The organism is Microcoleus sp. OTE_8_concoct_300 (assembly GCF_031383065.1).
Classification (GTDB): Bacteria; Cyanobacteriota; Cyanobacteriia; order Cyanobacteriales; family Microcoleaceae; genus Microcoleus.
Genome location: NZ_JANMZH010000053.1, coordinates 16,287 through 29,748, shown reverse-complemented (window position 1 = coordinate 29,748; position 13,462 = coordinate 16,287). Strand labels below are relative to the sequence as shown.

Annotated in this window: 16 protein-coding genes; 7 read left to right on the top strand and 9 right to left on the bottom strand. The window is 46.0% G+C overall.

Annotation, left to right across the window (positions count from 1 at the left end):
• Positions 1-216: 216 nt before the first annotated feature.
• A complete protein-coding gene (gene tmk, locus ACUVJL_RS02560; RefSeq protein WP_445244407.1) occupies positions 217-885 on the bottom strand; it encodes a dTMP kinase in 669 nt (222 codons plus the stop codon).
• Between the two features lie 105 nt (positions 886-990).
• On the opposite strand from tmk, the gene ACUVJL_RS02555 reads away from it, so the two are divergent.
• The gene (locus tag ACUVJL_RS02555; RefSeq protein WP_333445183.1) at positions 991-1,338 is read left to right on the top strand and encodes a hypothetical protein; all 348 of its coding nucleotides are present in this window, start codon (positions 991-993) and stop codon (positions 1,336-1,338) included.
• Between the two features lie 199 nt (positions 1,339-1,537).
• Here ACUVJL_RS02555 and ACUVJL_RS02550 read toward each other — a convergent pair whose 3' ends face one another.
• Entirely contained in the window at positions 1,538-4,090 is a 2,553-nt protein-coding gene (locus tag ACUVJL_RS02550; protein ID WP_445244406.1) for a heavy metal translocating P-type ATPase, read from the bottom strand.
• A 302-nt stretch (positions 4,091-4,392) separates the two neighbouring features.
• Between ACUVJL_RS02550 and ACUVJL_RS02545 the strand changes: the two genes are divergently transcribed.
• Positions 4,393-4,599: a DDE transposase family protein gene (locus ACUVJL_RS02545; RefSeq protein WP_333133286.1), complete on the top strand. Its 207-nt coding sequence runs from the start codon at positions 4,393-4,395 to the stop codon at positions 4,597-4,599.
• Positions 4,600-4,922: 323 nt separating this feature from the next.
• On the opposite strand, the gene ctpC is transcribed toward ACUVJL_RS02545, so the two are convergent.
• Positions 4,923-6,278: a carboxyl-terminal processing protease CtpC gene (gene ctpC, locus ACUVJL_RS02540; protein WP_445244405.1), complete on the bottom strand. Its 1,356-nt coding sequence runs from the start codon at positions 6,276-6,278 to the stop codon at positions 4,923-4,925.
• Between the two features lie 326 nt (positions 6,279-6,604).
• The gene (ispG, locus tag ACUVJL_RS02535; RefSeq protein ID WP_445244404.1) at positions 6,605-7,825 is read right to left on the bottom strand and encodes a (E)-4-hydroxy-3-methylbut-2-enyl-diphosphate synthase; all 1,221 of its coding nucleotides are present in this window, start codon (positions 7,823-7,825) and stop codon (positions 6,605-6,607) included.
• Between the two features lie 79 nt (positions 7,826-7,904).
• Between ispG and ACUVJL_RS02530 the strand changes: the two genes are divergently transcribed.
• Entirely contained in the window at positions 7,905-8,045 is a 141-nt protein-coding gene (locus ACUVJL_RS02530) for a hypothetical protein (protein ID WP_445244403.1), read from the top strand.
• Between the two features lie 74 nt (positions 8,046-8,119).
• Positions 8,120-9,424 carry a GUN4 domain-containing protein gene (locus ACUVJL_RS02525; protein WP_445244402.1) on the top strand — a complete coding sequence of 435 codons (1,305 nt, stop codon included), beginning with the start codon at positions 8,120-8,122 and terminating at the stop codon, positions 9,422-9,424.
• Positions 9,425-9,513: 89 nt separating this feature from the next.
• On the opposite strand, the gene ACUVJL_RS02520 is transcribed toward ACUVJL_RS02525, so the two are convergent.
• The 3 genes from ACUVJL_RS02520 to ACUVJL_RS02510 all read right to left on the bottom strand — a co-directional run bounded on the left by ACUVJL_RS02520 (position 9,514) and on the right by ACUVJL_RS02510 (position 10,237).
• On the bottom strand, positions 9,514-9,723 hold the full coding sequence (locus tag ACUVJL_RS02520) for a type II toxin-antitoxin system VapC family toxin (protein ID WP_445244410.1): 210 nt from the start codon (positions 9,721-9,723) through the stop codon (positions 9,514-9,516).
• Positions 9,724-9,809: 86 nt separating this feature from the next.
• A complete protein-coding gene (locus tag ACUVJL_RS02515) occupies positions 9,810-10,010 on the bottom strand; it encodes a type II toxin-antitoxin system VapC family toxin (protein WP_445244401.1) in 201 nt (66 codons plus the stop codon).
• Entirely contained in the window at positions 10,007-10,237 is a 231-nt protein-coding gene (locus ACUVJL_RS02510; RefSeq protein ID WP_445244400.1) for a type II toxin-antitoxin system Phd/YefM family antitoxin, read from the bottom strand. Before ACUVJL_RS02510 ends, ACUVJL_RS02515 begins: the two co-directional genes overlap by 4 nt.
• 204 nt (positions 10,238-10,441) lie before the next feature.
• Here ACUVJL_RS02510 and ACUVJL_RS02505 point away from each other — a divergent pair, with 204 nt between their 5' ends.
• From ACUVJL_RS02505 to ACUVJL_RS02495, 3 genes are all read left to right on the top strand, one after another.
• On the top strand, positions 10,442-10,690 hold the full coding sequence (locus tag ACUVJL_RS02505; protein ID WP_015174616.1) for an AbrB/MazE/SpoVT family DNA-binding domain-containing protein: 249 nt from the start codon (positions 10,442-10,444) through the stop codon (positions 10,688-10,690).
• Positions 10,684-10,959 (top strand): type II toxin-antitoxin system PemK/MazF family toxin, encoded by a 276-nt coding sequence (locus ACUVJL_RS02500; RefSeq protein WP_332982763.1) that lies wholly within the window; start codon positions 10,684-10,686, stop codon positions 10,957-10,959. Before ACUVJL_RS02505 ends, ACUVJL_RS02500 begins: the two co-directional genes overlap by 7 nt.
• 251 nt (positions 10,960-11,210) lie before the next feature.
• Positions 11,211-11,714 (top strand): DUF2243 domain-containing protein, encoded by a 504-nt coding sequence (locus ACUVJL_RS02495; RefSeq protein ID WP_445244399.1) that lies wholly within the window; start codon positions 11,211-11,213, stop codon positions 11,712-11,714.
• Between the two features lie 71 nt (positions 11,715-11,785).
• Here ACUVJL_RS02495 and ACUVJL_RS02490 read toward each other — a convergent pair whose 3' ends face one another.
• Both ACUVJL_RS02490 and ACUVJL_RS02485 read right to left on the bottom strand, forming a co-directional pair.
• On the bottom strand, positions 11,786-12,760 hold the full coding sequence (locus ACUVJL_RS02490; RefSeq protein ID WP_445244398.1) for an Rpn family recombination-promoting nuclease/putative transposase: 975 nt from the start codon (positions 12,758-12,760) through the stop codon (positions 11,786-11,788).
• Between the two features lie 142 nt (positions 12,761-12,902).
• On the bottom strand, positions 12,903-13,268 hold the full coding sequence (locus ACUVJL_RS02485) for a hypothetical protein (RefSeq protein WP_445244397.1): 366 nt from the start codon (positions 13,266-13,268) through the stop codon (positions 12,903-12,905).
• Positions 13,269-13,462: the final 194 nt, after the last annotated feature.

Below are 13,462 nucleotides of genomic sequence, written 5' to 3'. Positions count from 1 at the left end.
ATGTCTCTTGATGTAGTCCACAGTACCGTTTAAAGTCGGCGGGGTTTAACTTTTGTACTTGTTCGTAATTCATCTTATGGGAGCTAATTATTTCTTTTATTTTACCTAGAACGAGCGCACTTTCGCAAGAGGTCTATTGTTGAGAGTTAAAAATGTTAAATTGTAAGTTGCCAGAGCCGGACAGGACATTGCCGTTTCCCTACAGATTATGTAGCGCTATTTTTCAGAATTGGTATTATTTAAAGATCCCCAAGCTTCTAACCGGCGAGTTACAATAGCTTGAATTTCCTGAGCGACCTCATATTCAGGTCGATCGGCATTTATCCGGACAATTCGAGATTTATTTTCCTCGGCTAACTCCGCAAAACCTTGCTGCACCTGGTGATGAAACTTCAAATCAGCTTGCTCGATTCGATCGCACCCTCCCCGAGCCCTTACCCTCGCCAAACCCGCCTCCACATTAATATCCAGCCACAAAGTCAGATCGCTTTCCAAGCCGCCGGTGGCAATTTCATTCAACTGTTTAATTAAATTTAAGTTAAGACCGCGGCCGTAGCCCTGATAAGCAATCGTAGAGTCAGTAAAGCGATCGCATAAAACAATAGTTCCCTTGGATAACTCGGGTTTGAGACAAGTTTCGACGTGTTGAGCGCGATCTGCAGCGTACATGAGTAATTCTGCTCGATCGGATACCAATTCCCCCCCATCTTGTTTCAGCAGCAAATGTCGCAGTCCCTTTCCCAACTCAGTACCCCCCGGTTCGCGAGTAGCCACCAACCCGACTCTCAGAAAGCAACTTGCTTGCAGCCAATGTATCAGCCGCTGCATTTGCCTAGTTTTACCCGCACCTTCAACCCCCTCAAACACGATAAGTTTGCCCTTCATTGCCCTAACTTTCCAGCTGAATAAAATAAATCCATATTGTTCTGTGCATCTCTTCTAGGTTCGGTATGATAATAAAGTCTAAATGCCTCACGGCTGGAGTTGTCTATGGCTCGCTATACTGGTTTTTTTATCGTTGCCGTTCCGATCGACCGTCTCCGTCAGTCCCTGATTGAAATTTTAGAGTCATGCAATCTTGATATTATCTACAATACAGGAGATTCCCTCATGGCTCGCGAGCTCCCCGGTCAAGTTTCGATTGCCAAACTTGTCACCGCAGAAGTCCTAATTGAGAAAAACACGGCTAGCGACTCAGAGGTTCGCATGAACTTCGTGATTAAAAACGAGGAACTGCCACTGCAAACCAACAACCACTGCCGTCAAATGTTCGAGCTAGTGAGTCATTCCGTTATGAACAACAATAATTGGCGACTCTTGGAAAGTATGGCACTGTAGCCATATCAGTCAGTCGATTTGAGATTTGAGATTTGAGATTGACTCCACAGACGAATCTGGGGCATCGAACTAACGTCGAAACTTTTTTGCTCTAGACGGATGGTGTCAGGCGCTGATATCCATCGTGGAGTGAGGTCATTAATCATTAGTTCCTAGCTAATGGCTGATGACCTCCGATTTTTATATGCAAGGGATAAATTTACCCTCGAAATCCCCGGCGCAAAAACAAAGAATTTGTAACAACGCTAACAGAACTAAACGCCATAAATGCCCCGGCCGCCGCAGGACTGAGTAGAATTCCGGTTGCAGGCAGCAAGATACCCGCTGCAACCGGAATTCCCAGAGTATTGTAACCAAAAGCCCAAAATAAATTTTGGCGAATCTTGTTGAAAGTAGCGCGCCCGAGCTCTATCGACTCAACAACATCCATCAAAGCATTTCGCATCAGCACAATTTGAGCAGTCTCAACTGCTACATCAGTGCCGCAGTGCAAACCGATACCGACATCAGCTTGAGCCAAAGCCGGGGCGTCATTGATGCCATCCCCCACCACAGCCACTTTACAGCCTTGGGCTTGCAAAGTCGCGATCGCTCTCGCCTTCCCCTCCGGCCGCAAAGAGGCCAAAACATCAGCCGCCGTCAAATCTAGCTGCTGCGCCGTCGCCGCCGCCGCCGACGCCGTATCCCCCGTCAGCATCATCACCCGCAATCCCATGCCCCGCAAACGTTCCACCGCCGCCTTAGCATCCGGTCTCAGAGTATCTTTTAGCCCGATCACCCCGAGCAAAACGCCCCCAGAAGCCACGTAAACCGCCGTTTTGCCTTCCATTGACCCCGACAATTGCGTCGCCACAGCGACCCCCTGCTCGCTGATCCATTGAGCATTCCCCGCGAACACCCGCCGGCCCTCCACCAAAGCAGAAACGCCGAAGCCGGGTTCCGTGCAGAAATCCTCAGCAGCTAGCAGCGGCAAACCTTGCTGTTGAGCTTCCAGCAAAATCGCTGCGGCGATGGGATGACAAGCGCCCCTTTCCACCGCCGCCGCAATTTGCAGCAGTTTTGAGTCAACCGCACTTGCAGAAACTCCATCAATTGTGGAACAAACATCAGGGCTGTTTCCCACATTAATATCTGAGTTCAAATCCAACTCTAAATTCTGGAAAATCGGCAAATAATCTGTGAGTGTGAGATTTCCGGTTGTCAGAGTGCCAGTCTTGTCAAAAACCACAGTATCTAATTGATGCACCCGTTCTAAAACATCACCACCACGAATTAAAAGCCCGCGCTCCGCCCCGATGCCAGAACCGACTAAAATTGCAGTTGGGGTAGCCAGTCCCAAAGCGCAAGGACAAGCGATGACTAAAACTGCGATCGCCAATTTCAAACTTAACAGCAAAGGCGATTGATAATGGGTAATTGGTAATTGGTAATCGGTAACTGATAATTGATTTCCCATGCCTAATGCCCCATGCCCGATGCCCATTGCCCCATGCCCGATGCCCATTGCCCACTCTCCTAAAAGCACTGAAGGCCAAATATGAGTGCCGGCAAAATACCAAAATAGGAAAGTTAAAACCGAGATCGCCATTACCCCATACACAAAATATCCCGCCACAGTATCAGCTAAATTTTGAATCGGCGCTTTGCGAGTTTGGGCTGCCTGCACCAAAGCCACCATTTGAGCTACAGTTGTTTCCTTACCGGTGCGAGTTGCGCGCATCACAACGGCCCCGGATTTATTGATAGTTCCCGCCGCCACTGTATCTCCTGGTTGCTTCAAAACCGGCATTGATTCGCCAGTCAGCATCGACTCATCTATAGTTGTTTTGCCTTCGCAGACTTCACCGTCTACCGGTATTTTTTCCCCGGGCAAAACTTGCAGCCATTCTCCGACTCGGACGCGATCGGCTGGAATTTCAATGTATTGTGGATTGTATACCTCTGATGTCGAATTTAAAGGTAATTCTTCCGATCGCAAATCTAAACTCGGGAGTTTAAAATCCACTAAGCGGGCTTTCGCCGGTTGCAATGCGATTAAAGCTTGCAAAGCTGATGCAGCGCGCCGTCTGGCTTGCTGTTCGATAGTTTTCCCCAACAAAATAAAGCCCAGCAGCATCACCGGTTCATCAAAAAAGCACTCCCATCCCATCCGTGGAAACAGCAGCGCCGCGTTGCTAGCGGTGTAAGCTGTGACAGCGCCTAAAGCTACCAAAGTATTCATGTTGGGTGCATTTCGCCACAAACTGCGGCACCCGTCAACAATAATCGGGCGGCCCGGTAGCAGCAAAGCTAGGGTGGCGAGTCCCCAGTGAAACCAGATATTGGTGAGAATTGGGGCTTTTGTGCCGAGTACGTGACCTAAACCCGATAGAATAATTAGGAGCAGGGCGATCGTCAATTGCTTGATTTGCTGTCGAATTTCTTGCCCCCGCCGTTCAATTGTTGCCGCTTCTGCTTCCCGCTGATTTTCACCAGAACGAGACTGAGAGGGAAATCCATTATCAGTCAACTTTTTCGCTAAAGCCTCTGCATCGACAGCCCCCGGTTGACACTCAACCGTCGCGACTTCTACGGCCAAGTTAACGCAAGCTGAGATGACGCCTGAATACTGCATGAGTTGGCGTTCCACAGCTTTCGCGCAGCCGGCACATTTCATCCCGCCGACATCGAAAGTAACAAGTTCTGGCGGTGATTCGTTAACTGGTATGATTTCTGGTTGAATTTCGGGGATTGTTTTGGCGAAAAAGTGCATGGTTTTTTTTTGTATTGATTAGAACATTTCGGTGCTTATGAAAAGGTTTAATGCACTGTTTAGACAAATGTCTATATTTTTATCATAGATAAATATTGTGCCCTCTTACCAAAGTGTTAGTTTTTTTTTATTCTTATTGATTCCAGGGGGTTAAATCCGCAGTTCCGCAGGGGTTAAAACAACTGTTGGACTAGGGGTTTAATGCTAAGACACGCCTTGGACAGGGCGCCATGCCGTTTCCCTACTTGATATAATGAGCGAATTGCTTAGTTATTATCCACCTTTATTTCACGAATTGATCTATGACAGCCACACCAAAATTTTATATTGTCAAACGTCCTGCAGGTAATTGCGAAATTTTGCCGTTGGCGGAGCCCTCGCAGAGGATCGCCCAACTCGAACAACAAAACCCCAGTATTATTGAAAAGTGGGGCCCTTACGATTCGCCCGAAGATGCCATCGCCCGGCGCATCGGATTAATTCGCGCCGGCAAATGCCAGCCCCAATGACCAAGGAATTCTTGATAACTCTCTTCTCATCATCTGCGTGAATCTGCGTCCATCCATTGTCATCTGCGGTTTACATTCTCTTTTTTTAACCGCAGATGAGGGCAGATTAACACAGATTAACGCAGATTAATTAGATCGATTTTGGTGGCACTGTCTGTGGTTGACTGTTGGCTGGATTTTACGCCCGACAATGCTACGGGATTTGAGATGACTCGCAAGGACGGATTGCAAAAATAGCGAAGCATTCGAGTTTAAAATCTTGGCTTTTAGCCGTAAATCTTCCCCCGAATGCTTTTTTTTAACTGAAACCCTATACAGGTTTTCTATTTAGATTTAGAAGGTGCTGCACTCGGTTTTGCTTGCGCCGCATTCGGTTTGGGTGGCGCTGCATTTGGTTTCGACTCCGCCTTATTGTTCCCTGTTTTACCAGTAACTTGTTGTGTCAAAACTTCCATAGCTTTTGCATACTGCGGATCGGCTGTGGTAGCAATTTTATCGCGATCGCGCCTCAATTCCTGTTTTTGAGCGTCGGTGAGTTCTACCTTAAAATCCGGTTCAATCCCGGCGTGGTTGATATCAGTGCCGTTGGGAGTAAAATACTTGGCAATTGTCACCGCCAAACCGGAACCATTTCCCACGCCACGTACTGACTGAACTAAACCTTTACCAAAGGTCTTTGTTCCCACCAAAACCGCGCGTTTGTTGTCTTGCAAAGCGCCGGATAGAATCTCGCTAGCACTTGCTGAACCGCCGTCTACCAGTACAACTAACGGTTTGTCTGTGAGCTCTGCCTTATTTGCCGTTTGTTTATCGGCCTCACCGACTCGATCGACCGTTGAGACGATCGTACCTTCTTTGAGCCACATCCGAGCAATTTCAATACTTCCGTACAGCAACCCGCCGGGATTGGAACGCAAGTCTAAAATATAGCCTGTCACTTTTTTCTGTTCCAAATCCTTAATTGCCGATCGCATTTCCGATGCAGCATTCGCACTGAACTGATTTAAGCGAATATAGCCGACTTCTCCGATCGGGGTTTTCTGCACCGACTTCCGCACTGGATGAATTTCAATTTTAGCGCGTTTCAGCTTGAATTCTAATTCCTTGCTTCCCCGCAAAATAGTCAGCGTCACCTCTGTATTCGCCTGGCCGCGAATCAAACTTACCGCTTGATTCGTATCCATGCCTTCGGTGCTCTTGCCATCAATCTCAGTAATGATATCTTTTGCCAAAATACCAGCAGTAAAAGCAGGGGTATCTTCGATCGGCGAAATCACTGTCAACTTCTTAGTTTCCTCATCTTGAGTCAACTGAATCCCAACTCCTGTCAGTTCCCCAGAAGTTTCTACCTGCATATTCTTGAACTCTTCAGGGTCCATAAACCGCGTATAAGGATCGTCCAGCTTTTTCAGCATTTCTCGAATTGCTTTGTAAGCTTCCTCGTCGCTGGTATAAGTCCGATTCAAATAATCATTCCGCACCGCTTTCCAGTCAACCTGGTTAAAAGTGCCATCTACATAACTTTTGTCAATAATTTGCCAAACTTCATCAACCAACTCTTTAGGGCTTCCCCGAAAAGAAGCCAGAGATTTAGAACTGCAACCAGTGTTCGCAAGAGTTACAGCCGTGAGTACCACCGCTGCTGCACTTAGAAAAAGCCCTCGTTTTGTTATAACCATTTGTCTGACGCGCGGGAGGAAAAGAGTTCAGAATAATTACGCTCAATCTAACACAGGCAAGGCCCGCTCGCGTTTGGCGTACATATATTATTCCACTTTGCCGAGTTCTGCGGTGTCAACTTAAGACTGAAACCGTCTATCTCCATGTTTGTACCGAAGCCTCGATCCCCCTAAATCCCCCTTAACAAGGGGAGTAGGGGTTGACTTCGATCCCTCTTGTCCCCCCCCCTTAACAAGGACTTTGAGCGCTCTTGTCCCCCCCTTACTAAGGGGGGCTAGGGGGGATCTCCGGGTTGAAAACACTCCCTAGGGACGATCGACAGCAATTAAGGATCGACCCAGCGATCGTCCGATTTAATCAAGTCTATCAATTCTGCCACTCCTCGGTCTTCCGGGACTTTCTTAATTTCTTCCCGGCCCCGGTACAGCGAGATATAACCCGGTTGCTTCCCGACGTAGCCGTAATCAGCATCAGCCATTTCTCCCGGGCCATTGACAATACAGCCCATTACTGCTATGTCCAAACCGGTGAGATGCTTGGTCGCCTCTCTCACTTTGTGTAACACTTCCTCTAAATTAAACAAAGTGCGACCGCAGGAAGGACAAGCGACATACTCAACCATCGTTTTCCGCAGTCCCAAGGCTTGCAGAATGCTGTAGCAAACGGGAATCTCCTTTTCTGGGGCCTCTGTCAGCGAGACGCGGATGGTGTCGCCGATGCCGTCAGTCAGCAGCGGTGCGAGGCCTGCGGTGGATTTGATGCGGCCGTATTCGCCGTCTCCTGCTTCCGTGACGCCCAAATGCAGCGGGTAATCCATGCCGAGTTCGTCCATCCGGTGCACCATCAAGCGGTAAGCAGCCACCATCACCGGCGCGCGGGAGGCTTTCAGGGAAAGTACGATATTTCGGAAGTCGAGGGATTCGCAAATTTTGATGAATTCCAGGGCGGATTCTACCATGCCTTCGGGGGTGTCGCCGTAGGTAAACAGCATCCGTTCGGCGAGGGAACCGTGATTGACGCCGATTCGCAAGGCTTTGTCTTGGTCGCGCAGGGAAATCACCAGAGGTTCCAGGGTTTCGCGGATTTTTTCGCCAATTTCGGCGAATTCGCTGTCGGTGTATTCGCTTCTGTCGGCTTTCGGCTTCTCGAACACGTACAGTCCGGGATTGATTCTCACTTTGTCTACGTGTTTGGCGACTTCGAGGGCAATTTTCATGCCGTTGTGGTGGACATCGGCGACGAGGGGCACGGGTTGGTAGGTGGCGTGCAGTTTTTGCTTGATTTCGGCTAATGCTTTGGCGTGGGCCATGCTGGGCACGGTGACGCGGACGATTTCGCAGCCTATCTCGTGCAAGCGCCGAATTCCGGCGACTGAACCGTCGATGTCGAGGGTGTCTTCGTTAATCATCGATTGTACGACGACGGGGTTGCCGCCGCCGATCGTCACGCTACCGACTTGGACGGGTCGGGTTTTGCGGCGTTTGATGGTGGTATCGAAGATGGGTTGGCTAGATGCGGTTTTAGTTGGATTTGGTAGAGTTTGCATAAGTGATTGCTAGTGTTCTGTTACCAAGCTCTATAAAATTCTGTTTCCTATTTTTCAGGTTGCCATAGAAATGCTCTGTTTGGACAATGAGGTTTTGGGATTTAGGATTCTTAATGGGATTGTGGCGAATTTGTCGAGCGAATTATGTCGGAAAAGGGCGATCGAACTAAAAGCCAACCATCACCGGGAAGGCGAACTGAAGTTGGGCCCGTGGAACTAAACCGAACTTAGAAAATACAGTTAAAATACAGGCTATGCCGAGATAAAAATTAATATTGGTTGGCGGTAAGGAGAATGGTTTGGGAAGCAGGGCAGCGGTTATATGGCGATCGGTATATCATTGAACGCAAGTTAGGTGAGGGTGGCTTTGGCATCACCTATCTAGCGAAGGAAGCGCCAAACGGGGGGCGGGTTGTCATCAAAACGCTGAAAGACAACTTATTGAGCGATCGAAATTTTTCCAGGTTTCGGGACAAATTCCTGGAGGAGGCGGTAAAGCTATCTGTGTGCAGGCATCCCAATATTGTGGTAATAGACAACTACTTCACTCACGATGATTTCCCTTGTATTGTTATGGAATATGTGCCAGGAGAAGATTTGTGTAAATTGGTGGAAAGGCGCGGTATTCTGTCAGAAACAGAAGCTTTAAAGTACATCCGTCAAGTAGGAGAAGCTGTAATAGTAGTTCACGGCAAAGGTTTGCTGCATCGGGATATCAAGCCACAAAACATTATGGTGCGTGACAATCAAGATGCAGTTTTGATTGATTTTGGTTTGGCGCGGGGTTTTATTCCAGATCGCACTCAGCAAATGACTTGTGAATTAACACATGGTTTTGCGCCTCTCGAACAATACGCGGAAACTGGCAGATTTGCTGAGTACACAGATGTTTATGCTCTGGCGGCAACGCTATACTATCTGCTAACGATAACACTACCAACTCCTGCATACTTGAGGGCTTCAAATTATCATCCTTTAAAGCCGCCGTTTCAGATTAATCCGAATATTAGCGATGCGGTGGATGGGGCAATTATGAAAGGGATGGAAATGGATGTGACAAACCGGCCTCACTCAGTGCAAGAATGGTTGGCTATGCTTCCCCAACCTATAAATTTGATTTCCGCAAAAGGAGTCGATTATGGTAAACTCGATCGGCTGTTGGCTAGCGGAAATTGGCAAGAGGCGGATCACGAAACGAAGAATAAGATGCTGGAAGCAGCAGGCAGAACAGAGGAGAGGTGGTTCAGAATTCCAGATATCTATCGATTCCCCTGTGAAGACTTACGAACTATTGACCAACTTTGGGTAAAATACAGTAACGGACGTTTCGGCTTTTCTGTGCAGAAACGCATCTATGAAAGTCTGGGAGGAAGCGGAGAATACGATCAGAAAATTTGGGAAGCTTTTGGCGATCGGGTAGGTTGGCGTGTGAATAGGCGTGAATGGTTGTACTATAATTATCTAAAATTCAACACCAAAGCACCTCAAGGACACCTCCCGGCGGGGGTCTGGTCAATGCGGTCGGGCAATAGTAGGGTGGGGGATAGGTGGAGTTGGTTCTATTCTCTCGCGTCGAGACTTGTAGACTGTAATATGTAAGCGTTGCAGGTTTTCATAAAGATTTATTACAAAGGCAAAAACCACGAAACCACGCCTATTCTACGTTTCCGATACCTGGCACATTCAATTTACAAAATTACTAAAGAGTAGAAACTAGCTATTTTTTGATCGGCTGTAATAATAGCAGCTTGACTTCTTTTGGCAACTGCTACAACCACTCTATCTGCTGGATCTCGGTGTTCCCATTCTAATTTGACACTTTCTAGCCAAATGTCCTCATCAATTGGAACGATCCGAATAACATTAGACTTTTTTAAAGTAGCGATATAGTCATCAATACTTACTCCTAAATCTAACTTATAGCGGTTCTCAAAAAAGTGAGGTATGCCCTATGCCCTATGCCCTATGCCCTATGCCCTATGCCCTATGCCCAGTCGTACCTCATCTTTCTGAGAAAGGCTATATGATTTTTGATCTTGATAGCTATTTCCCAGATGACCGTTGATGGAACTAAACCATTTTTTTCTTGTTCCATCTGCTGACAAGCATCTTTTGCCGATTGAGAAAGTTTCTCTGGATCTAAACTCCACCAGATGAGAGCGCAGGTATCAAGGACAACTGTCATACTTCCTGCCATTCTTCAGTTGTTGGCGCAGTTAAATCTTCAAAATATTTTACTTTACCCCGCATATCCTTAAATAATTCTTCAGTTGAAAGAGACTTTTCATACTGAGAAATTATCACAACTGGTTTAGTCCCATCCATCACTAAAATATCTTCGCCTTCCAGCTCGACAAGTCGCAAAAATTCTAGTAATTGAGCTGTTAATTGACTTTTGTCTATGGTCTTCATAGGACAAGGATTGGTGTTGTGTTCAAACTACATTATATCTCAATACGGTTCACTGAGCAAAGGATGTCATTGCGCTACGGGAAAGTAATCGCCGAGAGTTTGCTCAGTTCTCAATTAGCTGAGGTGCGCGATCGAATAATTACTTTTTTAACTGAACAATATTGTGTTACAATAAATCAACCTGAGTGTTAACATCGCAAATGTATGACAGCTAAAATACACATCAGCAAATTAGGTAATTCCTTGGCTTTGCCAATACCAGACTACATAGTAAAGTTTCTCAACCTTAAAGCCGAAGATTCAGTAATTTGCAGCATAGAAAATGGGAAACTGGTCATAGAGCCTGTAAATAATAAAATATCAAAGTATACCCTAGATGAATTATTGGCAGGCGAAATAGAATCTAGCGAAGAAGTCTCTTGGGGAAAACCAGAAGGAGAGGAAGTTTGGTAAACTATATCCCCGAACGAGGTCATTTTATTCGCCTCAATTTTGATCCTCAAGCAGGACACGAACAAATGGGGACTAGGCCTGCACTGGTTGTGAGTCAAACTAAATTTAACCGAAAAATGGGGTTTGTGTTTGTTTGTCCCATCAGCAACACACAACGCAAAAATCCGTTTTATGTTCCCATTCCAGAAGGTGAAGCGATAACAGGTGTAATTATGACGGATCAACTCCGTTATGCAAGATTATCGCGCAAGGCAGGCAAGTTTTCTTAGTGAATGTCGATCAGATATAATTGAGGAAGTTTTGAGGCGAATTCAACCTATTTTGTTTGAGAATATGACTGTTGATGAATAGTTAATCAAATTATAAACTACATTTGTAGTTGGCATTAAGCATCAAGAGTATCCAGAAATCTCTCTCGCGGATGATGCGATCGCCCCTCCTCCCCAGCAAAACTAAAAAATGTACTGGCAAATCCCTTCACAGACCCAGGATCAGCAGTTAAATAATCTGAGGTTTTCCATTGGACGATCGCACAAACGCACCAACCACCGCAGCTAACAACCGCCGACCTCTAATTATCGCAGGAATTCTCCTCGGTATCGGTCAATCCGGCTTTTTTGACGGCATTGTGCTGCACCAACTCCTCCAGTGGCACCATATGTTTAGCAGCGTTAAAACCGATACTACGGTTGCCGGTTTAGAATTAAATACCCTCGGAGATGGATTGTTTCACGCTGCGGATTGGTTGGTAACAGTAGCCGGAATCTTCTGTTTGTGGTGTGCGGTGAAGCGCAAAGATGTTCCTTTGTCAACTCAAACTTTTTTGGGTTCAATATTAATTGGTGCTGGATTGTTTGACTTTGTTGAAGGAATTGTTGACCATCAAATTTTGGGAATCCACCACGTCAAACCCGGTATCAACGAGTTAGCTTGGGATTTAGGATTTCTCGCTTTCGGTCTTATTTTAGCGCTGCTAGGTTGGATGCTGGTACAGAGGGAAGTTCCCGCAGATACTAAAGTTTAAATGAATGCAGAGATTGAGAATTATACCAAATCCGCGTTAAAAATCCCTGCCTCTCTTTTTAACTCATCACTTCATCCCGCCGCCGAATCCAACCACGCAATCAAATCCTCTTGACTCCTAAAATCCAACAAAGCCTCTCCCAAATCATCTAACTGTTCCCCAGATAACCCCTGGATGCGAGTTTGAACTTCCTGTGTAACATCACCCACCCGCCGCACTATCTGACGCATAATTAATCCTATTTCTCCCTCAATTTTACCCCTTTCGATTCCTTGTTCGATTCCTTGTTCGATTCCTTGTTGTATTCCCTGTTCAATCCCCTGTTGTATACCAATTTCTATCCCTTTCATCACAGACCCGATTTGGTCTTGGATAAACATTTCTCGCTTGTCTACATCATTCAATTCGTCTAGTGTCAAATTTGCTCTGTTGGCAATTTCTAGCGCGGTATTAATCTCTTCAATAGACCCCAATGTATCTGGTACTGCTTCCAAAGAGGGCGCGTTTTTCATAAAGTAAATCCATTTTTCCGGCAGAGTTTCGAGTTCATTCAATTCTTTTGTGAATTTCGGTAACTCGACAAACACTAACTTTAACTCGCAGTTGGGATAGACGAATTTTTCTTCGGTTTCTGTGAATTCAAAGTTAGAGATTAGTTTTTCGGTGTTTTCAAATAAGATAAAGTCGGTGATGGTTAAAGCAATGACCGGGTTTAACTTTAAATAACCTTCTCCGGCTTTGAGTTGAGTAGAATAGGTTTTGGCTGCATTGTACACTACCCGTTTTTCAAAGGCGGCGACGTTGAGTACCTGCATTTCCACAATTACGGTTTTGTTCCCGGTAATCTTGGCTTTGACATCCAGGTAAGTGTCTTTCAATCCTGTAACGCTTCCTGCTGAATAAGGGTCAATGATTTCTAATTCTTGGATGGTTGGTTCTCCGTTATACAGCATTGCATTTAGGAAGCTGATTAAAATTTCAGGGTGTTCGGAAGATCCGAATATTCTTTTGAATGCAAAGTCTGTTTTGGGGCTAATGAAACGCATATATTTTATAGGATTTTTTTTATTAACCGCAGAGGGCGCAGAGGACACAGAGGAGGAGAAAAGAGAGGAGGATGGATTTTGACAAATATTGGAAGGGTTGGGTTTTGTTGTCTCAACCCAACCTATTATCTGAATGCTTTTATCAGCCTGTGGCTTGAGTAGTAGCATTAGGGGACATCACTAGCTTTCCAGTTATATCCATAGTTGCAAGCTTCAGCACTTCATTAAAAGCTAAACCCCGAATTTTGAGTTCCCACCTAATGCCTTTTGCTTTCATTCGCTTTGCTTTCCGCATATCGACATCAGCAGCTTTTTGATGCAAAAGCAAATATTTCATTGCTGCTGTAGCTTGTACTTTTGTGGGAAATGCAATATAGGTGAGAAATCCGCCGTCCCAGTGATTGGCGTTGCGGACGCTGCTGATAGTCGCAACTCTCGGACTAAAGCGGTTCCAGTAAAAGTCGCTGTAGCCGATCGACTCTGTATTCACTTGGAGTTTGTTTGCCATTTGACTTAACTCCTATAACCTTGTGTGCGGGGTTGGCAGTACCAATTTACTGCTGTTACTATTATAGCAAATTAATTGGGTATGGGTTATGGGGTACGGGGTATTGCCATTATCATGTTCGGTTATACCAATTTTAAAAAGTCTTGCTACAGTCCTTAATCTTATGCCAATTATTAAAATTCGCCGCTGCTGGC